This is a genomic window from Pseudomonas sp. FW215-R2 (assembly GCF_058789255.1).
The window spans coordinates 178,118-203,166 of the sequence record NZ_JBYTBO010000008.1; the positions used below are offsets into that span (position 1 = coordinate 178,118).

Annotated in this window: 22 protein-coding genes; 1 reads left to right on the forward strand and 21 read right to left on the reverse strand. The window is 59.6% G+C overall.

Annotated elements, in window-relative coordinates:
• The first annotated feature begins 4 nt into the window (after nt 1-4).
• Entirely contained in the window at nt 5-901 is an 897-nt protein-coding gene (locus AC3WRD_RS13695) for a LysR substrate-binding domain-containing protein (RefSeq protein ID WP_102621420.1), read from the forward strand.
• On the opposite strand, the gene ispD is transcribed toward AC3WRD_RS13695, so the two are convergent.
• From ispD to pyrH, 21 genes are all read right to left on the reverse strand, one after another.
• Nucleotides 898-1,605: a 2-C-methyl-D-erythritol 4-phosphate cytidylyltransferase gene (gene ispD / locus AC3WRD_RS13700; protein ID WP_102621421.1), complete on the reverse strand. Its 708-nt coding sequence runs from the start codon at nt 1,603-1,605 to the stop codon at nt 898-900. The genes AC3WRD_RS13695 and ispD overlap by 4 nt on opposite strands.
• Nucleotides 1,602-1,880, reverse strand: a complete 279-nt coding sequence (gene ftsB / locus AC3WRD_RS13705; protein ID WP_003222158.1) for a cell division protein FtsB — start codon at nt 1,878-1,880, stop codon at nt 1,602-1,604. Before ftsB ends, ispD begins: the two co-directional genes overlap by 4 nt.
• 171 nt (nt 1,881-2,051) lie before the next feature.
• Nucleotides 2,052-3,341, reverse strand: coding sequence for a phosphopyruvate hydratase (gene eno, locus AC3WRD_RS13710; protein WP_007954808.1), 1,290 nt, complete (start codon nt 3,339-3,341; stop codon nt 2,052-2,054).
• Nucleotides 3,342-3,497: 156 nt separating this feature from the next.
• On the reverse strand, nt 3,498-4,343 hold the full coding sequence (gene kdsA, locus AC3WRD_RS13715) for a 3-deoxy-8-phosphooctulonate synthase (RefSeq protein WP_007954807.1): 846 nt from the start codon (nt 4,341-4,343) through the stop codon (nt 3,498-3,500).
• A 5-nt stretch (nt 4,344-4,348) separates the two neighbouring features.
• Nucleotides 4,349-5,980, reverse strand: coding sequence for a CTP synthase (gene pyrG / locus AC3WRD_RS13720; RefSeq protein WP_096819617.1), 1,632 nt, complete (start codon nt 5,978-5,980; stop codon nt 4,349-4,351).
• Between the two features lie 274 nt (nt 5,981-6,254).
• Nucleotides 6,255-7,583, reverse strand: a complete 1,329-nt coding sequence (gene tilS, locus AC3WRD_RS13725; protein ID WP_102621423.1) for a tRNA lysidine(34) synthetase TilS — start codon at nt 7,581-7,583, stop codon at nt 6,255-6,257.
• A 133-nt stretch (nt 7,584-7,716) separates the two neighbouring features.
• A complete protein-coding gene (locus AC3WRD_RS13730; protein WP_085748116.1) occupies nt 7,717-8,664 on the reverse strand; it encodes an acetyl-CoA carboxylase carboxyltransferase subunit alpha in 948 nt (315 codons plus the stop codon).
• Between the two features lie 139 nt (nt 8,665-8,803).
• Entirely contained in the window at nt 8,804-12,325 is a 3,522-nt protein-coding gene (dnaE, locus tag AC3WRD_RS13735; RefSeq protein ID WP_096819619.1) for a DNA polymerase III subunit alpha, read from the reverse strand.
• A 76-nt stretch (nt 12,326-12,401) separates the two neighbouring features.
• Nucleotides 12,402-13,028 (reverse strand): ribonuclease HII, encoded by a 627-nt coding sequence (rnhB, locus tag AC3WRD_RS13740; protein ID WP_085712847.1) that lies wholly within the window; start codon nt 13,026-13,028, stop codon nt 12,402-12,404.
• An 11-nt stretch (nt 13,029-13,039) separates the two neighbouring features.
• A complete protein-coding gene (gene lpxB, locus AC3WRD_RS13745; protein WP_102621424.1) occupies nt 13,040-14,170 on the reverse strand; it encodes a lipid-A-disaccharide synthase in 1,131 nt (376 codons plus the stop codon).
• Nucleotides 14,171-14,172: 2 nt separating this feature from the next.
• Nucleotides 14,173-14,949 carry an acyl-ACP--UDP-N-acetylglucosamine O-acyltransferase gene (lpxA, locus tag AC3WRD_RS13750; protein ID WP_085712845.1) on the reverse strand — a complete coding sequence of 259 codons (777 nt, stop codon included), beginning with the start codon at nt 14,947-14,949 and terminating at the stop codon, nt 14,173-14,175.
• A complete protein-coding gene (gene fabZ / locus AC3WRD_RS13755) occupies nt 14,946-15,386 on the reverse strand; it encodes a 3-hydroxyacyl-ACP dehydratase FabZ (RefSeq protein WP_016771469.1) in 441 nt (146 codons plus the stop codon). Before fabZ ends, lpxA begins: the two co-directional genes overlap by 4 nt.
• Nucleotides 15,387-15,492: 106 nt before the next feature.
• Nucleotides 15,493-16,548: a UDP-3-O-(3-hydroxymyristoyl)glucosamine N-acyltransferase gene (gene lpxD / locus AC3WRD_RS13760; protein ID WP_102621425.1), complete on the reverse strand. Its 1,056-nt coding sequence runs from the start codon at nt 16,546-16,548 to the stop codon at nt 15,493-15,495.
• A gap of 3 nt (nt 16,549-16,551) precedes the next feature.
• On the reverse strand, nt 16,552-17,055 hold the full coding sequence (locus tag AC3WRD_RS13765; RefSeq protein WP_003222140.1) for an OmpH/Skp family outer membrane protein: 504 nt from the start codon (nt 17,053-17,055) through the stop codon (nt 16,552-16,554).
• Between the two features lie 45 nt (nt 17,056-17,100).
• A complete protein-coding gene (bamA, locus tag AC3WRD_RS13770) occupies nt 17,101-19,476 on the reverse strand; it encodes an outer membrane protein assembly factor BamA (protein WP_096819622.1) in 2,376 nt (791 codons plus the stop codon).
• Nucleotides 19,477-19,550: 74 nt separating this feature from the next.
• Entirely contained in the window at nt 19,551-20,903 is a 1,353-nt protein-coding gene (rseP, locus tag AC3WRD_RS13775; RefSeq protein WP_096819623.1) for a sigma E protease regulator RseP, read from the reverse strand.
• Between the two features lie 52 nt (nt 20,904-20,955).
• The gene (gene ispC, locus AC3WRD_RS13780) at nt 20,956-22,146 is read right to left on the reverse strand and encodes a 1-deoxy-D-xylulose-5-phosphate reductoisomerase (protein ID WP_096819624.1); all 1,191 of its coding nucleotides are present in this window, start codon (nt 22,144-22,146) and stop codon (nt 20,956-20,958) included.
• Entirely contained in the window at nt 22,143-22,949 is an 807-nt protein-coding gene (locus AC3WRD_RS13785; protein ID WP_102621426.1) for a phosphatidate cytidylyltransferase, read from the reverse strand. The genes ispC and AC3WRD_RS13785 overlap by 4 nt, the downstream gene beginning before the upstream one ends.
• A complete protein-coding gene (uppS, locus tag AC3WRD_RS13790) occupies nt 22,949-23,704 on the reverse strand; it encodes a polyprenyl diphosphate synthase (RefSeq protein WP_096819626.1) in 756 nt (251 codons plus the stop codon). The genes AC3WRD_RS13785 and uppS overlap by 1 nt, the downstream gene beginning before the upstream one ends.
• 14 nt (nt 23,705-23,718) lie before the next feature.
• Nucleotides 23,719-24,276 carry a ribosome recycling factor gene (gene frr / locus AC3WRD_RS13795; protein WP_096819627.1) on the reverse strand — a complete coding sequence of 186 codons (558 nt, stop codon included), beginning with the start codon at nt 24,274-24,276 and terminating at the stop codon, nt 23,719-23,721.
• Nucleotides 24,273-25,016 carry a UMP kinase gene (gene pyrH / locus AC3WRD_RS13800; protein WP_003222124.1) on the reverse strand — a complete coding sequence of 248 codons (744 nt, stop codon included), beginning with the start codon at nt 25,014-25,016 and terminating at the stop codon, nt 24,273-24,275. The genes frr and pyrH overlap by 4 nt, the downstream gene beginning before the upstream one ends.
• Between the last annotated feature and the right edge of the window lie 33 nt (nt 25,017-25,049).

Consider the following 25,049-nt stretch of genomic DNA (forward strand, 5'->3'; position numbering starts at 1 on the left):
CCCCATGTCCGAAAACCGCTGGGAAGGTATCGACGAGTTCGTCGCCGTTGCCGAGTGCAGCCAGTTCACCGCCGCCGCCGAACGCCTGGGTGTTTCTTCCTCGCATGTCAGTCGACAAATCGTACGACTCGAAGAGCGACTGCAGACACGACTGCTGTATCGCAGCACCCGGCGTGTCACCTTGACCGAAGCCGGCCAGACCTTCCTGCAACATTGCCAGCGTCTGCAGGATGGTCGCGAAGAAGCACTGCGTGCGGTCGGCGACCTGACCAGCGAACCCAAAGGCATGCTGCGCATGACCTGCGCCGTGGCCTATGGCGAGCGCTTCATCGTGCCGCTGGTGACGCGGTTCATGGGGCACTATCCGCAACTGCGCATCGATATCGAACTGACCAACCGGCAACTCGATCTGGTGCACGAAGGCCTGGACCTGGCTATCCGCCTCGGGCGTCTTCAGGATTCTCGGTTGGTGGCGACCCGACTGGCACCGCGGCGCATGTACCTCTGCGCGTCGCCGTCCTACCTCGAACGGTACGGTCGGCCACACAGTTTGTCGGAACTGAGCCGGCACAACTGCCTGATCGGCAGCTCGGACATCTGGCAACTGGAACAGAACGGGCGGGAATTTTCCCAGCGGGTACAGGGAAACTGGCGCTGCAACAGTGGGCAAGCGGTGCTGGATGCGGCGCTACAGGGCGTCGGCCTGTGTCAGTTGCCGGACTATTACGTGTTGGAGCATCTGCACAGCGGCGCGTTGATTTCTTTGCTGGAGGCGCATCAACCGCCGAATACGGCGGTGTGGGCGTTGTATCCGCAACAACGGCACTTGTCGCCGAAGGTGCGCAAACTGGTGGATTTTCTCAAGGAAGGCTTGGCCGAACGGCCGGAGTATCGGATTTAACGACGGTTGGCCCAGCGCTGGCGCAACCATTCGAGGTCTTCCGGGCGGGTGACTTTCAGGTTGTCCGCGCGACCCTCGATCAGGCGCGGCGCCATGCCGGCCCACTCCATCGCCGAAGCTTCATCGGTGATCAGCGCATCGGCCACCAGACTGTCCGCCAGTGCGCGGTGCAATGCTCCGAGGCGGAACATCTGCGGCGTGTAGGCCTGCCAGATCACGCTGCGATCCACAGTTTCGACCACTCGACCGTGCTTGTCGACCCGTTTCAGGGTGTCGCGCGCCGGCACGGCCAGCAAGCCACCGACCGGATCGCTCGCCAGCTCAGCCAGCAGTTTATCGAGATCGTCACGGCTCAGATTGGGCCGTGCCGCATCGTGCACCAGCACCCAATCCTCATCGTCGGCACCTTGGGCGTGCAGATGAAGCAAAGCGTTGAGCACCGAACCTGAACGCTCGGCGCCACCCTCGACCCGCTGAATCCGCGGATCACTGACGCAAGCCAGGTTCGGCCAATAAGGATCATCGACAGCAAGACTGACCACCAGGCCCTTGAGGCTCGGGTGATCGAGGAAACAGCCGAGGCTGTGTTCGAGAATTGTGCGCCCGCCCAGTTGCAGGTATTGCTTGGGACGGTCCGCGGCCATACGGGCACCGACGCCCGCGGCAGGAATCACGGCCCAGAAGGCCGGCAGGGAATCGATCATTGGGCCAACTGGTAAAGGGTTTCGCCGTCCTTGACCATGCCCAGTTCGTGACGAGCCCGCTCTTCAACGGTCTCCATGCCTTTCTTCAACTCGCTGACTTCAGCGTCCATCACCCGGTTGCGCTCCAGCAAGGCTTCGTTCTCGGCGTGCTGATCAGCAATCTGCTGATTCAGTTCGGCAACTTGCGCCAGACTGCCATTGCCCACCCACAGGCGGTACTGCAGACCGGCCAGCAGCAAGAGCAAGACGAGAAACAACCAGTAAGGACTGCGCATCGAATATCAGGTATCCAGTGAAAAAAGACAGCCACGCCAAAACTTTGAAGCATCTGATAGCACGAAGCCTGGAATATCCAGGCTTGTGCATATAAGGCATCAGATTAGTGGCAAATCCATCGCTGTCACGACTTTTCCGACACAATCCGGTGTCTTTTTACCATCTACAACTTAACCGCGAAACTCGGAGCGACCGTTGTACTTGGCTTTGCCATTCAACTGCTCTTCGATACGCAGCAGTTGGTTGTACTTGGAAACGCGGTCGGAACGGCACAGCGAACCGGTCTTGATCTGGCCAGCCGAAGTACCCACAGCCAGGTCGGCAATGGTCGAATCTTCGGTTTCGCCCGAACGGTGCGAGATCACGGCGGTGTAACCGGCAGCCTTGGCCATCTGGATGGCTTCCAGGGTTTCGGTCAGGGTGCCGATCTGGTTGAACTTGATCAGGATCGAGTTGGCGATCTTTTTATCGATGCCTTCTTTCAGGATCTTGGTGTTGGTCACGAACAGGTCGTCGCCGACCAGTTGGGTCTTCTCGCCGATCTTGTCGGTGAGGATCTTCCAACCAGCCCAGTCGGACTCGTCCAGACCGTCTTCGATCGAGATGATCGGGTAACGCTCGGTCAGACCTTTCAGGTAGTCGGCGAAGCCTTCAGCGGTGAACACCTGGCCTTCGCCGGACAGGTTGTACTTGCCGTCTTCGAAGAATTCGCTGGCTGCACAGTCCAGAGCCAGGGTCACGTCGGTGCCCAGCTTGTAACCGGCGTTGGCAACAGCTTCGGAGATCACTTTCAGTGCGTCTTCGTTGGACGCCAGGTTCGGCGCGAAACCGCCTTCGTCACCGACAGCAGTGCTCAGGCCACGGGCCTTCAGAACAGCTTTCAGGTGATGGAAAATCTCGGTGCCCATGCGCAGACCTTCCGAGAAAGACTTGGCGCCAACCGGCTGAACCATGAATTCCTGGATGTCGACGTTATTGTCGGCGTGTTCGCCACCGTTGATGATGTTCATCATCGGAACCGGCATCGAGTACACACCCGGAGTGCCGTTCAGGTTGGCGATGTGTGCGTACAGCGGCAGGTCTTGATCCTGCGCAGCAGCCTTGGCCGCAGCCAGGGAGACGGCGAGGATGGCGTTGGCGCCCAGGGTCGCTTTGTTTTCAGTACCGTCAAGCTTGATCATCGCGTGATCCAGGGCTTTCTGGTCGCTTGGGTCGGTGCCCAGCAGCAGATCGCGGATCGGACCGTTGATGTTGGCTACCGCCTTGAGCACGCCCTTGCCCAGGTAACGGCTCTTGTCGCCATCACGCAGCTCGAGCGCTTCACGCGAGCCAGTGGATGCACCGGACGGCGCGCAAGCGCTGCCGATGATGCCGTTGTCGAGAAGCACGTCCGCTTCCACGGTGGGATTGCCACGGGAGTCGAGAACTTCACGACCTTTGATGTCGACGATTTTTGCCATTGTTGTAAACACTCCAAAGTTGACGAAAACGACGCAGCTAGAGGAAATCTTTTTACCGTCGGCAAGTGGTGTGCAGCGGGCAGCTTGCAGACGACAACGCTCATACCCGAGGGCATGAGCGACAAATCGTGCGGTACTTTACCGGAGAATTGAGGTTTACGCGGTTTCTACCGTCGGAAAACTCTTCACCAGTTCGTCCAGGGCTTTGAGCTGGGCCAGGAATGGCTCCAGTTTGTCCAGACGCAAGGCGCAAGGGCCGTCGCATTTGGCGTTGTCCGGATCCGGGTGCGCTTCGAGGAACAGGCCCGCCAGCGACTGGCTCATGCCAGCCTTGGCCAGGTCGGTGACCTGGGCGCGGCGACCGCCGGCGGAGTCGGAACGACCGCCAGGCATTTGCAGCGAATGGGTCACGTCGAAGAATACCGGGTACTCGAACTGCTTCATGATGCCGAAGCCGAGCATGTCGACCACGAGGTTGTTGTAGCCGAAGCTCGAACCGCGCTCGCAGAGGATCAATTGATCGTTGCCCGCTTCCACGCACTTGTTCAGGATGTGTTTCATTTCCTGAGGCGCGAGGAACTGGGCTTTCTTGATGTTGATGACGGCATTGGTCTTGGCCATGGCGACCACGAGGTCGGTCTGGCGCGACAGGAAGGCCGGCAGCTGGATGATGTCGCAGACCTCAGCGACGACCGCGGCCTGGTCAGGCTCGTGGACGTCGGTGATGATCGGCACGCCGAAGGCTTGTTTGATGTCCTGGAAGATGCGCATGCCCTCTTCCAGGCCAGGACCGCGATAGGAGGTCACAGAAGAACGGTTGGCCTTGTCGAAACTGGCCTTGAACACGTAAGGGATACCGAGTTTTTCGGTGACCTTCACGTACTCTTCGCAAACCTGCATGGCCATGTCACGGCTTTCCAGCACATTCATGCCGCCGAACAGCACCATGGGTTTGTCGTTGGCAATCTCGATGTCGCCGACGCGGATGATCTTCTGTGCCATCGGGGTTACGCCTTCTTCTGGTGTTGAGCCAATGCCGCTTTGACGAAGCCGCTGAACAGCGGATGGCCATCGCGTGGCGTCGAGGTGAACTCTGGGTGGAACTGGCAAGCGACGAACCATGGATGATCCGGTGCTTCGACCACTTCAACCAGCGCAGCATCAGCGGAGCGACCGGAAATCTTCAGGCCGGCCTCGATGATTTGCGGCAGCAGGTTGTTGTTCACTTCGTAACGGTGACGGTGACGCTCGACAATCACATCCTTGCCGTAGCAGTCGTGCACCTTGGAGCCGGCTTCCAGCAGGCATTCCTGAGCGCCGAGGCGCATGGTGCCGCCCAGATCGGACGATTCGGTACGGGTTTCGACTGCACCGGTGGCGTCTTCCCACTCGGTGATCAGACCGACAACCGGATGGCCGCTGGCACGATCGAACTCGGTGGAGTTGGCGTCTTTCCAGCCCATCACATTACGGGCGAACTCGATGACCGCCACTTGCATGCCCAGGCAGATACCCAGGTATGGAACCTTGTTTTCGCGAGCGTATTGAACGGCAGTGATCTTGCCTTCCACGCCACGCAGACCGAAGCCGCCCGGTACGAGGATCGCGTCGACGCCTTCCAGCAGCGCGGTGCCCTGGTTCTCGATGTCTTCGGAATCGATGTAGCGCAGGTTGACCTTGGTGCGGTTGGTGATGCCGGCGTGACTCATCGCTTCGATCAGCGACTTGTAGGCGTCCAGCAGCTCCATGTACTTGCCGACCATCGCGATGGTGACTTCGTGCTCTGGATTGAGCTTGGCATCGACGACCTTTTCCCACTCGGACAGGTCGGCGCCATTGCATTGCAGGCCGAAACGCTCGACGACGAAATCGTCCAGACCCTGGGCGTGCAGCACGGCCGGGATCTTGTAGATGGTGTCGACGTCTTCCAGGGAGATCACCGCACGCTCTTCAACGTTGGTGAACAGCGCGATCTTGCGACGCGACGACACATCCACCGGATGGTCGGAGCGGCAGATCAGCACGTCTGGCTGCAGGCCGATCGAACGCAGCTCTTTTACGGAGTGCTGGGTCGGCTTGGTCTTGGTCTCGCCAGCGGTGGCGATGTACGGAACCAGAGTCAGGTGCATCAGCATCGCGCGCTTGGAACCGACTTCCACACGCAGCTGGCGGATGGCTTCGAGGAACGGTTGCGATTCGATATCGCCAACGGTACCGCCGATTTCCACCAGGGCCACGTCGGCATCGCCGGCGCCCTTGATGATGCGACGCTTGATTTCGTCGGTGATGTGCGGAATTACCTGGATGGTTGCACCCAGGTAGTCACCACGGCGCTCTTTGCGCAGCACGTGCTCGTAAACACGGCCAGTGGTGAAGTTGTTGTTCTGGGTCATGGTCGTGCGGATGAACCGCTCGTAGTGGCCCAGGTCCAGGTCGGTCTCGGCGCCGTCGTGGGTGACGAACACTTCACCGTGCTGGAACGGGCTCATGGTGCCCGGGTCGACGTTGATGTACGGATCCAGCTTCAGCATGGTGACCTTAAGCCCCCGCGCCTCCAGGATGGCCGCCAATGAAGCCGATGCAATGCCTTTCCCCAAAGAAGAAACAACACCGCCCGTGACGAATATGTAGCGCGTCATGAAAAACCCTAGAAGTCTGCGTTAAAGCGGTCCGAGCCGCCGGGGAAAGCGAAGGAAGGCCGAAGCCCCCGATCACCTGCATTAATCACAGTGCACCTTTCAAAAAAACCGCCGCGTTGGGACAGACCGGAAGTGAAAACACCGGTACGTTGCTCGCTACACATTTTTTGGAATCGCCCAGCAAAGACTGCTTGGTAATCGGCAACTCCTGCAATTCAGGCGAATCCACAGAAGTTGTATCAAGAAGGGAGCGTAGTCTACCGGAATGCCCCCTTCAGCTCAAACCTTGATCTTCATCAAAAGGCACCCAATGCAATTGCCAGCCTTCCTGCACGTTGCCATCAAGCCCCGGCAGGTTCGCCACGGCAAGCAATTCCTCACCGCGAAACAGCAGCGGCAATCTGCCACGCACGAAGCCCGGCACCGCACGTTCATTGAGCAGACGCTTGAGATCGCGATGACCGCGATCCGCCAGATGCATCACTTCGCCGCCCAGCCGATAGTGGATGCGCAGCGGCCCTGCGGGAGTCTGACCGCTGAACATGACACGCCCGTTATCGGGCAAGCGTAGCGCCAGCGACGGGTCATGCCAGTCGCCGCTGACCACTGGCGCGCGCAACCATTGCCCGCTGAGCCACCACAGGCGACCAGTGCTTCGATGCAACTCCCCGTCCGCCAGACGCCAGACCGGCGAGGCATCGTTGCCGGCATCACGCAAATCGAGCCAACCCGACCAATGGTCGGTATCCGGCAGTCGGGTGAGCGGTTCCAGCCAATGACTGAGTGCATTTCTCTGGCGGGCATCGGACAACCCGGCGATGGCCGCAAACGCCAGCGATGGCAAACCCAACCACTCGAAATCATCGGACAAGGTCGCTTGAGCCAGATCAATCTGCGCCAGCTCATCGAGCAAACCTTGCGCCTCACGCAAATGTGCCGTACTGCGGGCCATGCTGGCGTGAGCCTGCGGCCAGCGACCGGTCAGCAGCGGCATGACCTGATGGCGCAGGTAATTGCGCGAGAACTGTCGATCCTGATTCGACGGATCCTCTACCCAGTGCAGGCCATGGTCCCGCGCATAGACTTCCAGCTCGGCCCGCGTGACGTCGAGCAAGGGCCGAACCAGACTGCCCTGCCCCAACGCTCGTTGCGCCGGCATGCCGGAGAGGCCTCGGACCCCGGCGCCGCGCAACAGACGGAACAGCAGTGTTTCAGCCTGATCATCGCGGTGTTGTCCGGTCAATAACACATCGTTGGCCTGAATCGCCGCACTGAACGCCGCATAACGCGCATCCCGCGCCGCCCGCTCCAGGCTCGCCCCCGGCTGCACCTGCACACGCACCACCTGCAACGACACCGCCAGCCCATCGCAGACCACCTGGCAATGCGCCGGCCACGCGTCGGCCGCAGCCTGAAGGCCGTGATGGACATGGATGGCGCCTAGCGCCGGAAGGGATTCGGTTTTGGCGAGACCGGCCAGAAGGTGCAGCAGGACGGTGGAATCGAGTCCACCCGAGTAGGCGATGCGCCAATGGGAAGCACCGAGCCAGGGCTTGAGATTGCGCAAAAGCCTGGAAGGCAAATCAATCGTCGACTGATCCATTTCTTTCCCTTGGCACAAATCAAATGTGGGAGCGAACCGGCTCGCGATAGCGGTGCAACAGCCAACTCATTGGTTGAATGTTACCCCTCATCGCGAGCAGGCTCGCTCCCACATCGGGTATTGCGCGGTCGACTTAGAGGCCGTAGCTCATCAGACGATCGTAACGACGCTTGAGCAGCGCTTCGTTGTCGAACTTCTTCAGCATCGCCAGTTGCGAGCTCAGCTCGGCACGGATCGAGGCCGCAGCAGCCGCCGGATCACGGTGGGCGCCGCCCAGAGGCTCGCCAATCACTTTGTCGACGATGCCCAGGCCTTTCAAGCGCTCGGCGGTGATGCCCATCGCTTCAGCGGCATCCGGGGCCTTTTCTGCGGTTTTCCACAGAATCGAAGCACAACCTTCCGGCGAGATCACCGCGTAGGTCGAGTACTGCAGCATGTTCAACTGATCGCAGACACCGATCGCCAGTGCACCGCCGGAACCACCCTCACCAATCACGGTGGCGATGATCGGGGTTTTCAGGCGAGCCATGACGCGCAGGTTCCAGGCAATCGCTTCGCTCTGGTTGCGCTCTTCAGCGTCGATGCCAGGGTAGGCACCCGGGGTGTCGATGAAGGTCAGGATCGGCATCTTGAAGCGCTCGGCCATTTCCATCAGGCGGCAAGCCTTGCGGTAGCCTTCCGGACGTGGCATGCCGAAGTTGCGGCGTACCTTTTCGCGCACTTCACGGCCCTTCTGGTGACCGATCACCATCACTGGCTGGTCTTCCAGACGTGCCACGCCGCCCACAATGGCCGCGTCGTCGGAGAAGTGACGATCACCGTGCAGTTCGTCGAACTCGGTGAAGATGTGCTCGATGTAGTCCAGGGTGTATGGACGTTTCGGGTGACGCGCCAGACGTGCGATCTGCCAGCTGGTCAGCTTGCCGAAAATGTCTTCGGTGAGCGTTTTGCTCTTGTCCTGCAGGCGGGAGATCTCATCGCCGATATTCAGCGAATTGTCATTACCGACCAAGCGCAACTCTTCGATCTTGGCTTGCAGGTCGGCGATCGGCTGTTCGAAATCTAGAAAATTCGGGTTCATAGGCGTCCGTCTAGGGTCGTGTCCCAAGTGAGCTTGGGCCGGCCGGTTGTCTATTCGCGCCCTACCTTAAGGGAGAGGCGCGCTAAGGTCGAGATTAAAAATTCAGGTTGCGGGCAGGCGGTTTGATATCACCTGCCGGTCAACGGTATTGGAGGAAGACGTTGTCTCGCCCGAACTGGTCACGCAGGGCTTGAATCAAGGCATCCGCCGGGTCGATCCGCCAGGTCTCGCCAAACTGCAGCAAGGTCTTCGCATCGGGACTGGTGTACTCCATGGTGATCGGGCATGCCCCGCGATGACGCTTGAGCAAATCACCCAACCAGCGTAGCTGATCGCCTTTCAGGTCCTGGGTCTGCAACTTCAGGCGCAGGCTCTCGGCCAGGTTGGTGCGCGCATCTTCCATGCTCATCACCCGCTTGACCCGCAGGCGCAGGCCGCCGGAGAAGTCATCGTTGCTGACTTCGCCTTCGACCACCACCATCGCATCGGTCTGCAGCAGCGATTGCGCGGAGTGGAACGCCTCGGCGAACAGTGACGCCTCGATCCGCCCGGAGCGGTCGTCGAGGGTGATGAAGCCCATCTTGTCGCCCTTTTTGTTCTTCATCACCCGCAGGGCAATGATCATCCCCGCCACGGTCTGGGTATCCCGGGCCGGTTTCAGGTCGATGATGCGCTGGCGGGCGAAACGGCGGATTTCACCTTCGTATTCGTCGATCGGGTGGCCGGTCAGGTACAGGCCAAGGGTGTCTTTTTCACCCTTGAGTCGTTCCTTGAGGGTCAGTTCCTTGGCCTTGCGATGCAGCGCGTAAACGTCCGCATCTTCCTCGACGAACAACCCGCCGAACAGGTCGGCATGGCCACTGTCGCGGGTGCGCGCAGTCTGCTCGGCCGACTTGATCGCCTCTTCCATCGCCGCCAGCAATACCGCGCGATTGCGGTCGATGTTGGCCTGATAAGCCTTTTGCTCGTCATGGAAGTACGGGCCGAGGCGATCCAGCGCGCCGCTACGGATCAAACCGTCCAGCGTGCGCTTGTTGATGCGCTTGAGGTCGACCCGGGCACAGAAGTCGAACAGGTCCTTGAACGGGCCTGCCTGACGGGCCTCGGTGATCGCTTCCACCGGGCCTTCGCCGACGCCTTTGATCGCGCCCAGGCCATACACGATGCGACCTTCGTCGTTCACCGTGAACTTGAACTCCGAGGTATTCACGTCCGGCGCGTCGAGGCGCAGCTTCATCGTGCGCACTTCTTCGATCAAGGTCACGACCTTGTCGGTGTTGTGCATATCCGCCGAAAGCACCGCCGCCATGAACGGCGCCGGGTAGTGGGCTTTCAGCCAGGCGGTCTGGTACGACACCAGGCCGTAGGCGGCGGAGTGGGATTTGTTGAAGCCGTAACCGGCGAATTTCTCTACCAGGTCGAAAATGTTACCGGCAAGGTCCGCGTCGATATTGTTGGTGGCGCAACCTTCAATGAAGCCGCCGCGCTGCTTGGCCATTTCCTCGGGCTTTTTCTTACCCATGGCCCGCCGCAGCATGTCCGCACCACCGAGAGTGTAACCGGCCATGACCTGGGCAATCTGCATCACCTGTTCCTGATACAGGATGATGCCGTAAGTCGGTGCCAGGACGGGCTTGAGGCCCTCGTACTGGTAATCCGAGTGCGGATAGGCCAGTTCGGCGCGACCGTGCTTACGGTTGATGAAGTCATCCACCATGCCCGATTGCAATGGGCCCGGACGGAACAAGGCCACCAGCGCGATCAAGTCTTCCAGGCAGTCGGGCTTGAGCTTTTTGATCAGCTCTTTCATACCGCGGGATTCAAGCTGGAATACCGCAGTGGTTTCAGCTTTTTGCAGCAGCTGATACGTCGGTTTGTCATCCAGCGGGATGAACGCGATATCCAGCGGCGGTTCGTTGACCTTGGCGCGGTCGCGATTGATCGTTTTCAGCGCCCAGTCGATGATCGTCAGCGTTCGCAGGCCGAGGAAGTCGAACTTCACCAGACCGGCCGCCTCGACGTCATCCTTGTCGAACTGGGTTACCAGGCCGTCACCGGCCTCGTCGCAATAGATCGGCGAGAAGTCGGTCAGCTTGGTCGGTGCGATCACCACACCACCGGCGTGCTTGCCGACGTTACGCACCACGCCTTCGAGCTTGCGCGCCATCTCCCAGATTTCCGCCGCTTCTTCATCGACCTTGATGAAATCGCGCAGGATTTCTTCCTGCTCGTAGGCTTTTTCCAGGGTCATGCCGACTTCGAACGGAATCATCTTCGACAGGCGATCCGCCAGGCCGAACGACTTGCCCTGCGCCCGCGCCACGTCGCGCACCACAGCTTTCGCCGCCATGGAACCGAAGGTGATGATCTGGCTCACAGCGTTACGGCCGTACTTTTCGGCCACGTAGTCGATCACGCGGTCGCGACCGTCCATGCAGAAGTCGACGTCGAAGTCGGGCATGGATACCCGTTCCGGGTTAAGGAAACGCTCGAACAGCAGGTCGTATTCCAGCGGATCGAGGTCGGTGATCTTCTGCACATAGGCCACCAGCGATCCGGCACCCGACCCCCGGCCCGGGCCCACCGGCACGCCGTTGTTCTTGGCCCACTGGATGAAGTCCATCACGATCAGGAAGTAACCGGGGAACCCCATCTGGATAATGATATCCAGCTCGAAATTCAGTCGGTCGACATAGACCTGCCGCTTGGCTTCGTAGTCTTCAGTCGTGTCCCTTGGCAGCAGAACGGTTAACCGCTCTTCCAGACCTTCGAAGGACACCTTGCGGAAATACTCATCGATGGTCATGCCATCGGGGATCGGGAAGTTGGGCAAAAAGTGCGTGCCCAGCTTCACTTCAATGTTGCAGCGCTTGGCGATCTCGACGGAGTTTTCCACCGCATCCGGCAGGTCGCTGAACAGCTCGGCCATTTCCTCGGCGCTTTTCAGGTATTGCTGATCGCTGTAGTTCTTCGAACGACGCGGATCGTCAAGGGCCCGGCCCTCACCGATGCAGACGCGGGTTTCGTGGGCGGCGAAGTCTTCCTGCTTGATGAAACGCACATCGTTGGTCGCGACCAGCGGCGCACCGAGCTTGTCGGCCAGGGCCACGGCGCCGTGCAATTGTTCTTCGTCATTCGGACGATTGGTACGCTGGATCTCCAGGTAGAAACGATCCGGGAACACCGCCATCCATTCGCGCGTCAGGACCTCGGCCTCAGCGGGGTTGCCGCCGATCATGGCCATGCCGATTTCGCCTTCTTTCGCGGCGGACAGCATGATCAGGCCTTCGTTGGCCTCGGCGACCCATTCGCGCTCGATGATGATCATGCCGTTGCGCTGACCTTCGATGAAGCCACGGGAAATCAGCTCGGTCAGGTTGCGATAACCCAGGGCGTTCATGACCAGCAGGCTGATCCGGCTCAGCGGACCCTCCGGGTCCTTGTTCGACAGCCACAGGTCGGCGCCGCAGATCGGCTTGATCCCGGCGCCCATGGTGTTTTTATAGAATTTGACCAGCGAACACATGTTGTTCTGGTCGGTAACCGCAACGGCCGGCATGCCCATGCCGGTCAGGGCCTTGACCAGCGGCTTGATCCGCACCAGCCCGTCGACCAGGGAGTATTCAGTGTGCAGGCGTAGATGAACGAATGAAGCCGGCATAGTGATCCTGTCCAGTTACATAGAGACAACAAGGCCCGGATTGTACCGGGCCCTGAACAAAACATCAGCCTCGCCGCTAAACCTGCGTGAGACCTTCCAGCGCTTCATAAGCCTGCCGCACCGGGGCAAACGAACGCCGGTGAATCGGCGTCGGCCCGAGGCGCACCAACGCTTCCAGATGAACGGGCGTCGGGTAGCCTTTATGGCCACCGATGCCGTAACCCGGATAGATCAATTCGAACGCCGCCATCTCGCGGTCGCGACTGACCTTGGCCAGAATCGACGCGGCGGCGATGGCCGGCACCTTGCTGTCGCCCTTGACCACGGCTTCGGAACGCATCGGCAGTTTCGGGCAGCGGTTGCCGTCGATCATCGCCAGCTTCGGCTGGATATGCAGACCCGCCACCGCGCGCTGCATCGCCAACATGGTGGCGTGGAGGATGTTCAACTCGTCGATCTCTTCGACTTCGGCACGGGCGATGCACCAGCTCAGTGCCTTCTCGCAGATTTCGTCGTAGAGCTTTTCACGCTTGGCTTCAGTGAGTTTCTTCGAGTCGTTGAGACCGAGTATCGGACGGTTCGGATCGAGGATCACCGCCGCCGTGACGACCGCACCGCACAACGGGCCACGACCGACTTCATCAACGCCGGCCACCAACTCTTCGACTTCGGCAACCAGGGTGAAATCCAGGCCCATCTGCATGCTTGTCTTGCTCATCGTGTTTGACCGATCAGGTTCAGAACGGCGTCAGCCGCTTGATTGGAAGCGTCCAGACGCAGGGTGCGGTGGATCTCGTCGAAGCCGCGTGTCTGCTCTTCGCCACCGTCGATCAGCGGCGACAAGGTCTGGGCGAGCGCTTCGACCGTCGCATCATCCTGCAACAATTCCGGTACCAGCAGTCGCTGGGCCAGCAGGTTCGGCAGGGAGACGTAAGGGCTCTTGACCATGCGTTTGAGAATCCAGAACGTCAGCGGTGCCAGACGATAGGCCACGACCATTGGTCGCTTGTACAGCAGCGCCTCGAGGGTCGCAGTGCCTGACGCGATCAGGACTGCGTTGCACGCCGCCAGCGCCAGATGGGATTTGCCATCGAGCAAGGTCACCGGCAAGTCGCGACCGGCCAGCAGCTCTTCAAGCTGGGCCCGACGCTCGCGATTGGCGCACGGTATGACGAAGCGCAAACCCGGGCGCATGGCGCGCAGGCGTTCGGCGGTATCGAGGAACAGCGCACCCAGACGACTGACTTCGCCGCCGCGACTGCCCGGCATCAAAGCCACCAGCGGGCCGTCCGGCAGTCCCAGTTCGGCGCGCGCAGCAGTGCGATCGGCTTCCAGTGGAATGGTATCGGCCAGCGTATGGCCGACGAACCGCACCGGTACGCCTTTCTCTTCGTAGAATCTGGCTTCAAACGGCAGCAGCGTGAGCATCAGGTCGCAGCCTTCGCGGATCTTCAGCACTCGCTTCTGCCGCCACGCCCATACCGAAGGGCTGACGTAGTGCACGGTCTTGATCCCGGCCTGACGCAGCTTGAGTTCGATATTGAGGTTGAAATCCGGCGCATCGATGCCGATGAACACATCCGGTTTTTCAGCGATCAGCGTGGCGATCAGGTCCTTGCGGCGCTTGAGCAGTTCACGCAGTCGCCCGAGGACTTCCACCAGCCCCATGACCGACAGCCGTTCCATGGGGAAGTAGGAGCTCAGGCCTTCGGCCTGCATCAACGGGCCGCCGACGCCAATGAACTCGACAGCGGGATGCTGTGCCTTGAGGGCACGCATCAGACCGGCGCCCAGAATGTCACCGGAAGCCTCACCCGCCACCAGCGCAATACGCAGATTGGCCATGATCAGCGGGTGATGCCGCGAGACGACGACTGGATGGAGTCACGAAACACCGCGACTTCCGGGAACTGGGCGGCAGGCTCGGCCAGTTCGGCCAGGGCTTGCTCGACAGTCAGTCCCTGGCGGTAGACGGTTTTATAGGCGCGTCGCAAGGCATGGATGGCATCCTCGCTGAAACCACGACGGCGCATGCCTTCGAAGTTCATGCTGCGCGCTTCGGCCGGGTTACCGAACACCGTGACGAACGCAGGAACGTCCTTGCCGATGGCGGTGCCCATGCCGGAAAAGCTGTGGGCGCCAATGTGGCAATACTGATGCACCAGGGTGAAACCGGACAGGATCGCCCAGTCCTCGACGTGCACATGCCCGGCCAACGCGGTGTTGTTGACCAGAATGCAGTGGTTGCCGATGACGCTGTCGTGGCCGATGTGGGCGTAAGCCATGATCAGGTTGTGATCGCCCAGGGTGGTTTCCGAACGATCCTGAACGGTACCACGGTGAATCGTCACGCCTTCACGGATAACGTTATGGTCACCGATCACCAGGCGGGTTTCTTCACCCTTGTACTTGAGATCAGGCGTGTCTTCGCCTACCGAGGAAAACTGGTAGATGCGATTGTGCTTGCCGATTCGGGTCGGGCCTTTGAGGATCACGTGCGGCCCGATCACTGTCCCCTCGCCGATTTCCACACCTGCGCCGATGATCGACCACGGGCCGACCTCGACACCTTCAGCCAGTACGGCCGAAGGATCGATGATTGCGCGAGGGTCAATCAAACTCATACTTTTTGTTCCGCGCAGATGATCTCGGCGGAGCAGACCGGCTTGCCATCAACCGACGCCTGGCATTCAAACTTCCAGATCTTGCGCTTGCAGCTAATGAACGTGGCCTCAAGAATCAACTGATCGCCAGGCTTGACCGGCTGGCGGAAACGCAGTTTGTCGGAGCCGACAAAGTAGTAAAGCGTGCCATCAGCGGGCTTCACGTCGAGCATCTTGAAACCGAGAATCCCGGCTGCCTGAGCCATCGCTTCGATGATCAGGACGCCCGGCATGATCGGATGCGCAGGGAAGTGACCATTGAAGAACGGTTCGTTGATGCTGACATTCTTGTAGGCGCGAATTCGCTTGCCTTCAGTATCCAGTTCCACCACCCGGTCCACCAGCAGGAACGGGTAACGGTGAGGCAGGTATTCGCGAATCTCGTTGATGTCCATCATTTCGGGGGGAAGCCTATGTAAAGATTGGGAGCGCGACTGACGCGCACTCCTCTAGCAAATCAAGGAGGCAGTCCAGAGGCTGTGCACTCTTGATATGGAAATGGTATCAGCCTTCAGATGAAGCATTACCGCCAGGGGTCACTTCCCCAGCCCGCTTTTCCAGCTGTTTCAACCGTCGCGCGAGGTCATCGAGCTGACGGATGCGTGCCGCGCTTTTGCGCCATTCGGCAGCCGGCTGCATGGCTGTACCGGAAGAATAGGCACCCGGCTCGGTAATCGAGTGAGTCACCATGGTCATCCCGGTCAGGAAAACGTTGTCGCAAATATCGATGTGCCCTACCAGGCCAACACCGCCGGCGAGCATGCAGTGCTTGCCGATCTTTGTGCTGCCGGAAATCCCCACGCACGCCGCCATGGCGGTGTGATCACCGACCTGAACGTTGTGGGCGATCTGAATCTGGTTGTCGAGCTTCACACCGTTGCCGATCACGGTATCGGCCAACGCACCGCGGTCGATGGCGGTATTCACGCCAATCTCCACATCGTCGCCAATGGTCACGCCGCCGATCTGGGCGATTTTCTGCCAGATGCCTTTCTCGTTGGCAAAGCCGAAGCCTTCACCGCCGAGCACTGCACCGGACTGGATCACCACCCGCTTGCCGATACGCACATCGTGATACAGCGTCACCCGCGGGGCCAGCCAGCCACCCTCGCCGATTTCGCTGCGGGCGCCGACAACGCAATGTGCGCCGAGCGTCACGCCCGCACCGATCCGGGCACCGGCCTCGATCACCACAAAGGGACCGATGCTGGCAGTCGAATCGACCACGGCGTCCGAAGCAATCACTGCAGCCGGATGGATACCGGCCGCGGATTTCGGCTTCGGATCGAACAGGTGGGAAATGCGTGCGTAAGCCAGATAAGGATCCGGCACCACCAACGCATTACCGGCATAACCTTCGGCATCAGCCGCTTTGAGCAGCAGTGCCGCCGCCTGCGAGCCAGCGAGGTATTTGCGGTATTGGGGGTTTGCCAGAAAGCTCAACTGAGCTGGGCCAGCCTCCTGCAAGGTGGCTAGCCCAGTAATTTGCTTCTCGGGGTCGCCACTCAGGGTGGCACCGAGGAACTCGGCCAACTGGCCGAGTTTGATAGTCACGGTCATGGGTTACTTCAGCTGATTCATGCGCTCGATAACCTGGCGCGTGATGTCATATTGAGGTTTGACATCGATCACTGCGCCACGCTCGAACACCAGGTCAAAACCACCTTTCTTGATGACTTCTTCCACTGCGCTATCCAGTTTCGGCTTGAGCTGCTTGAGCATTTCACGGTCAGCAACGGCTTTGGCTTCGTTCAGTTCCTTGGACTGGAACTGGAAGTCACGGGCCTTTTGCTTGAATTCCAGCTCCAGACGCTCACGCTCGCCCTGCTGCATCTTGTCGCCACCCGCCATCAAACGATCCTGAATGCCCTTGGCGCTGCTTTCCAGCGTCTTGAGCTTGGTCAGTTGAGGGCCGAACTTCTTCTCGGCATCCACAGCGTATTTCTTGGCTGCGTCGGATTCCAGCAGTGCCATCTGATAGTTCAGAACAGCGATTTTCATGTCGGCAAATGCCGGGCCTGCCACCAGTACGGAGGCCAGGAGAACCAATTGAGTCAACTTACGCACGATGCACTCCTACAAAATCCATTGTCGTTATCTTGGGTCAGACGCTTAGAACGTCTGGCCGAGGGAGAATTGGAACACTTGAGTTTCAGCGTTATCCGGTTTCTTGATCGGTGTGGCCAACGCGAAGCTCAAAGGACCCAGTGCGGTAACCCAGGTCACGCCGACACCGACGGAACTGGCCATGTTGCTCAGGCTGATGTCGTTGCACTTGGTGCTGGACTTCGAGCCATCGGCGTTCACAGTATCCTTGCACTGCGAGTCAAACACGTTACCCACATCCCAGAATACCGAAGTACGCAGGGAGCGCTGATCCTTGACGAATGGCAGCGGGAACAGAACCTCGACACCGCCCTGAATCAGGACGTTACCACCGAACGGAAGCGGATCCTGGTCCGGGTCTGCCAAGGTGCCAGGGTTGGTACCCTTGCTTGGCGTACTGCGTGGACCGAGGGTGCTGTCCTTGAAGCCACGTACCGAGTTGAAACCACCAGCATAGTAGTTTTCGTAGAATGGCAAGCCATCAGTCGAACCATAACCGTCGCCGTAACCCAGTTCGGTATGCAGACGCAGTGTGTAGTTCTCGGTGATCGGCTGGAACAGCTGGCCACGGTAATCAAGCTTGTAGAACGACAGGTCGCTGCCAGGAATGGTCGATTCCAGGGTCAGACTCTGGGAACGGCCACGGGTTGGTAACACGCCTTTGTTCAGGGTGGATTCGGACCAGCCGGCCGACGCCTTGAAGTTCAGGTATTGGTCGCCTTCCTTCTTGACGAAGTCGAAAATCTCGTCAACGGTGTAAGTACCGGTCTTGATCTTGTCCTGCTGAGCGGACAGACCGAAGGTCAGACGCGAAGTCTCGCTGATCGGGTAGCCAACGTTCACACCGGCACCCAGGCTGTCTACCGCATAACTTGCTACGTCGACGTCGAGGTCTTTGTAGTCGGTGGTGCGATAGAACGCGTTGTAACCCAGGCTCACGCCATCGGCGGTCCAGTAGGGGTCAACGTAGCCGAAGTTGTAGCGGCTCTGGTATTCGCTTCGGGTCAGACCGACGCTGACGCGGTTACCAGTACCCAGGAAGTTGTTCTGGGTGATCGAACCACCGAGGATCAGACCGGCGCTCTGGGCGAAACCGACGCTGGCGGTGATCGAGCCGGAAGCCTGCTCTTCAACGCTGTAGTTCACGTCAACCTGGTCGTCGACACCCGGAACGGCCGGAGTTTCAACGTTGACTTCTTTGAAGAAGCCCAGACGCTCCAGACGGGTCTTGGACTGGTCGATCAGGTAGGTCGAAGCCCAGCCACCTTCCATCTGACGCATTTCACGGCGCAGCACTTCGTCTTCGGACTTGGTGTTGCCACGGAAGTTGATGCGGTTGACGTAGGCACGCTTGCCCGGATCGACAGCGAACAGGATGTCCACGGTGTGGTCATCATCGTGCGGCTGCGGAACACCGTTGACGTTGGCGAAGGTGTAGCCCTCGTTACCCAGACGACGAGTGATCAGTTCCGAGGTGGTGGTCATCAGCTTGCGCGAGAACACCTGGCCTTTCTGCACCAGCAACAGCGACTTGACCTGATCCTCAGGGACTTTCAGGTCACCGCTGAGCTTGACGTCACGAACGGTGTACTTCTCGCCTTCGGTCACGTTGACGGTGATGTAGACGTGTTTCTTGTCCGGGGTGATGGACACCTGGGTCGAAGCGATATCCATGTTGATATAGCCGCGGTCCAGGTAGTAGGAACGCAGACGCTCCAGGTCACCGGAAAGCTTTTCACGGGCGTACTTGTCGTCGTTCTTGAAGAACGACAGCCAGTTGGTGGTTTTCAGTTCGAACAGGTCGGTCAGGTCTTCTTCAGGGAAAACCGTGTTGCCCACCACGTTGATGTGCTGAATGGCAGCGACGGTGCCTTCGTTGATCTTCACTTTCAGGCCGACACGGTTACGCGGCTGCGATACCACTTCGGTATCGACGGTGGCCGAGTAACGACCTTGCGCGACGTACTGACGTTGCAGCTCGTTACGCACGCCTTCGAGGGTCGCGCGCTGGAAGATCTCGCCTTCGGACAGACCGGATTGCTTGAGGCCTTTCATCAGGTCTTCGGTGGAGATCGCCTTGTTGCCTTCGATCTCGATGCTGGCGACCGATGGACGTTCGACGACAGTGATCACCAGAACGTTGCCTTCGCGGCCCAGCTGGATATCTTGAAAGAAACCGGTTTTGAACAACGCACGAGTGGATTCCACCAGGCGACGATCATCCGCCTGCTCGCCGACGTTCAACGGCAAGGCACCAAAGACGCTACCCGCGGAGACCCGCTGGAGGCCATTGACGCGAATATCAGAGATAGTGAAGGACTCGGCGTGAACTTCGGCGATCATCAATACGGTGAGAACCGCAGTTAGCAGCAGACGTTTCATGAAGTCCTTTCTTATTCCAACTGGCAATAAACAAACTGCCGCAAAATGCGGCAGATTCGCAATTCAGCGAAGCGTTACAGTCGACCCAGATCGTTGACCAGAGCAAGCAACATCACCCCGACCACCAAACTGATACCGATCTGTATCCCCCAACCTTGCACCCGATCCGACAAGGGACGACCACGCGCCCACTCGATCAGATAAAACAACAAATGCCCCCCATCCAGTACAGGAATGGGCAGCAAATTCAGAACCCCCAGGCTAATACTCAGATAAGCAAGGAAATTCAGGAAATCAGCGACACCCGACTGGGCAGAAGCGCCCGCCACTTTAGCAATGGTTATCGGTCCACTCAAGTTTTTTACCGAGAGCTCGCCGAACAGCATTTTCTTCAGTGAATCCAGCGTCAGGACACTCATGGTCCAGGTACGCCGGGCACCCTCGCCAATCGCGGCCAAAGGACCGTAACTGACCTCGCGGATCATCTCCGGCGGCCAGTCGACAGCTTTCACTCCCGCCCCCAGATAACCACTTGGCGATTTGCTCTCGCCGCGCGCAGCCAGGGTCACAGGGACGTCGATTTGAGCACCGTCGCGCTCAATGTGCAGCATGATTTTGGTATCAGGACGCGTACGAACGGTGTCGACCACTTGCTGCCAGTCATCCAGTGCCTTGCCATCCAGCGCCAGCAGACGGTCGCCGGTTTTCAGCCCGGCTGCCTGAGCCGGGCCTTTCGGATCGAGTTCAGCGAGAATCGGCGGCAATGCCGGACGCCACGGGCGAATACCCAAGGAGCGAATCGGATCCGGCTCGTCGGCACCCTTCAGCCAGTGATCGAGTGCAAGTTCACGTGGCGAATCGGCCGTGGAGCCCTGCTCGCGCACCAGCACCTGCAAGGAACCACTTTCCCCCAGACGACGCACCAATTGCAGATTGACCGCAGCCCAGCCAGAAGTCGGCTCGCCGTCGATGGCAATGATTTCCTGGCCCGCACTCAGCCCGGCCTTTGCCGCGAGACTGCCGGACTCGACCGCACCGATGACCGGACGCACCTGTTCGCTGCCCAGCATGGCCAGCACCCAGAAGAACACCATGGCCAGCAGGAAGTTGGCGACCGGGCCAGCTGCAACGATGGCAATACGCTGACGAACGGACTTGCGATTGAAGGATTGATGAAGCTGATCAGCGGGCACTTCGCCTTCACGCTCGTCGAGCATCTTGACGTAGCCACCCAGCGGAATGGCCGCGACAACAAACTCGGTACCCTGCTTGTCATGCCAGCGCAGTAATGGCATGCCGAAGCCTACGGAAAAGCGCAAAACCTTGACGCCACAGCGACGCGCGACCCAGAAGTGGCCGAATTCGTGAAAGGTGACCAGCACACCCAAGGCGATCAGGGTGCCGGCAATCATATAGAGCGCGCTCATCTACTTTCTCCGCAATCCTGTCCTATGCCGCGTAGAGCCTGTACCGCAGGGTCTATCGACCGTGACGGGTCAACCATTGCCCGGCCAGAGCGCGTGCTGCCGCGTCCGCCGTGAACACCGCATCGAGATCATTCAGAGCAACCACTGGCTCGAGATTCAACACTTCCTCGATGATACTCGCGATTTCCAGGTAGCGAACCCGCCCGTCGAGAAACGCTGCCACTGCCACTTCATTCGCGGCATTGAGCATGGCCGGGGCACTGTTGCCGGCCTCAGCCGCCTGACGCGCAAGTCGCAGGCACGGGAAGCGCTCTTCATCGGGAGCTTCGAAGTCCAGGCGCGCGATGGCAAACAGGTCCAATGGCGCCACGCCGGAATCGATGCGCTCAGGCCAGGCCAGCGCATTGGCGATCGGGGTGCGCATGTCGGGATTGCCCAACTGCGCCAGCACCGAGCCGTCCACATAATCAACCAGAGAATGAATCACGCTCTGTGGATGGATCACCACTTCGACTTGCGACGGCCTGGCATCAAATAACCAGCAGGCCTCGATCAATTCGAGGCCCTTGTTCATCATGCTGGCCGAATCCACGGAAATCTTGCGGCCCATGGACCAGTTCGGATGAGCACAGGCCTGGTCGGGTGAAACATGCGCCAGTTCGGCCATCGGCGTCTGCCGGAAAGGACCGCCGGAGGCTGTCAGCAAAATCCGACGTACGCCGACAGTACTCAAGCCACGGGCAAAATCCTGCGGCATGCACTGGAAAATCGCATTGTGCTCGCTGTCGATTGGCAGCAGGACCGAACCGCTCTTGCGCACAGCGTCCATGAACAAGGCGCCGGACATCACCAGCGCCTCCTTGTTGGCCAGGAGGATCTTCTTGCCTGCCTCGACCGCCGCAAGGGTCGGACGCAGACCGGCGGCGCCGACGATGGCAGCCATTACGGCATCCACCTCAGGGGCAGCCGCGACCTGACACAGGCCCTCCTCCCCCACCAGCACCCGAGTCGACAGCCCCGCGGCACGCAAGTCGTCCTGCAAGCCACGAGCGGCGCCGACTTCCGGCACTACAGCAAACTGAGGGACATGGCGCACGCACAAGGCAAACAGCTCACTAAGACGAGTAAAGCCGCTCAGTGCAAAAACCTGATATCGCTCAGGGTGACGAGCAATGACATCGAGGGTGCTCAGACCGATCGAGCCGGTTGCCCCCAGTACGGTAATCTGCTGCGGGCGACTCACGGCGCAGCCATCCACAGCAACACCGCGAATACCGGGATCGCCGCTGTCAGACTGTCAATGCGATCCAGTACGCCGCCATGACCAGGCAGCAGATTACTGCTGTCCTTGATGCCGGACTGGCGCTTGAACATGCTTTCAGTCAGATCGCCCACCACCGAGATGAACACGATCAGCGCAGCGCCGATCAACCCCTTGAACAACTGCGCCACCGTCCAGTCACGAAACAGAGCGACCAGCGTGGTGATCACCAGGCTCAGCGCCAGACCGCCATACACGCCTTCCCAGCTCTTGCCCGGACTGACTTGCGGGGCCAGCTTGCGCTTGCCGAAAGCGCGGCCGGAGAAATAGGCACCGATATCGGCGCCCCAGACCAGCACCATCACTACCATGATCAGCCAGTTGCCCAGCGGGTATTGCTTGATCTGGACCAGCCCTTGCCAGGCCGGCAGCAGAATCAACAAACCAATCACCAGTTTGCTGGCGGCGCTGGCCCAGCGCTCACTGGAGCGCGGATAGGTCAGCACCAGCCAGGTCGCCACCGCCCACCAGATCACCGAGGCGCCGAGCACCCAAGGCGCCAGCCCCGGCAGGATGTACATGACGAACAACATCAGCGCGACCACTGCCGCATAACCGACGCGGAACGATTGCGCAGTAAAGCCGGCCAGGCGCGCCCATTCCCAGGCACCCAGACTCACGACCAGCCCGATGAACAGCGCAAAACCGGAACCCTCGAGCAGGAAAAACCCGCCCAGGGCGATCGGCAGCAGGATCAGCGCAGTGATGATTCGTTGTTTAAGCATTAAACCCGGGCTCCAGCTTCGATCTGCTCGCTCGTTTTACCGAAACGACGCTGACGCGAAGCGAAATCGGCCAGCGCAATACGCATGGCATCGTGTTTGAAGTCCGGCCAGAACAGGTCGGAGAAGTACAACTCGGCATAGGCCAGTTGCCACAGCAAGAAGTTGCTGATGCGGTGCTCGCCGCCAGTGCGGATGCACAGATCCGGCAGCGGCAGGTCACCGGTCGCCAGACAGGTTTGCAACAGATCCGGCGTGATGTCTTCCGGACGCAGATGCCCGGCCTGAACCTCACGAGCCAGACGCTGCGCCGCTTGCGCGATATCCCACTGACCGCCGTAGTTGGCAGCGATCTGCAGGACAAAACGATTGGCGCCCGCGGTCATGGCCTCGGCTTCGCGCATGGCAGCTTGAAGCTCGGGATGGAAACGCGAGCGGTCGCCAATGATGCGCAGACTGATGTTGTTGTCGTTGAGGCGCTTGGCCTCACGACGCAATGCCTTGAAGAACAGATCCATCAAGGCACTGACCTCATCGGCCGGGCGCTGCCAGTTCTCACTGGAAAAGGCGAACAAGGTCAGCACCTCGACCCCGGCCTCGGCACACACCTCGATCACCGCCCGAACAGCGTCCACGCCCGCTTTATGCCCGGCGACACCCGGCATAAAGCGTTTTTTCGCCCAGCGATTGTTGCCATCCATGATGATCGCGACATGGCGCGGCACCGCGGACGGCGCAGTCTGCTTGGTCTTATCCATTTAAAGCTCGACCCTTATACGGCCATCAGGTCTTTTTCTTTCTCTGCCAGCTTCGCGTCGATTTCAGCCACGAACTTCTTGGTCAGATCGTCGATTTCGCCAGTGGCACGACGCTCTTCGTCTTCACTGATTTCTTTCTCTTTAACCAGATCCTTCAGCGAGCTGTTGGCATCGCGACGAATGTTGCGCACGGCAACACGAGCGTCTTCAGCCACGTCACGCGCCTGCTTGGTGAAACCACGACGGGTTTCTTCAGTCAGGGCCGGCATGCTGATCAGCAACAGTTCACCGAGGTTGGTCGGGTTCAGGTTCAGACCCGCGCTACCAATCGCCTTGTCGACAGCACCGAGCATGTTGCGCTCGAACGCAACCACTTGCAGGGTACGGGCGTCCTTGACGGTGATGTTGGCCACTTGCTTGATCGGGGTATCGGAACCGTAGTACGGAACCATTACGCCCTCCAGGATGCTTGGGTGCGCTTGACCGGTACGAATGCGGCCGAAGTTGTGAGCCAGAGACTCGACGGACTTCGTCATGCGCTCTTTAGCGTCTTTCTTGATTTCGTTGATCATTGTTGACCTTCCTCGATCAGGGTGCCTTCAGCGCCGCCATGGACGATGTTCAGCAGGGCACCAGGCTTGTTCATGTTGAATACGCGCAGCGGCATCTTGTGGTCGCGGCACAGGCAGATGGCCGTCAGATCCATTACACCCAGCTTGCGATCCAGTACTTCATCATAAGTCAGATGATCGAACTTCTCGGCATGCGGGTCTTTGAACGGGTCGGCAGTGTAGACGCCGTCGACCTTGGTCGCCTTGAGCACGACGTCCGCATCGATTTCGATTGCGCGCAGGCAGGCTGCCGAATCCGTGGTAAAGAACGGATTGCCGGTACCGGCCGCGAAAATCACCACGTCCTTGGAGTTCAGGTGACGCATGGCCTTGCGACGATCATAGTGATCGGTCACACCGACCATGGAGATGGCCGACATCACGATGGCCGAGATATTGGCACGTTCCAGCGCATCGCGCATGGCCAGGGCGTTCATCACAGTGGCCAGCATGCCCATATGGTCGCCCGTGACCCGATCCATGCCGGCCTTGCTCAGCGCTTCACCGCGGAACAGGTTGCCGCCACCGATCACCAGACCGACCTGCACGCCGATACCGACCAACTGGCCGACTTCCAGCGCCATGCGATCCAGCACTTTCGGATCGATCCCGAACTCTTCCGAGCCCATCAGGGCCTCGCCGCTAAGCTTGAGTAGAATGCGTTTATAGCGAGCCTGATAACCACTGCCCTGCTGAGCCATTGCGAATCTCTCCTGCGGCGTATTTAAAAATTC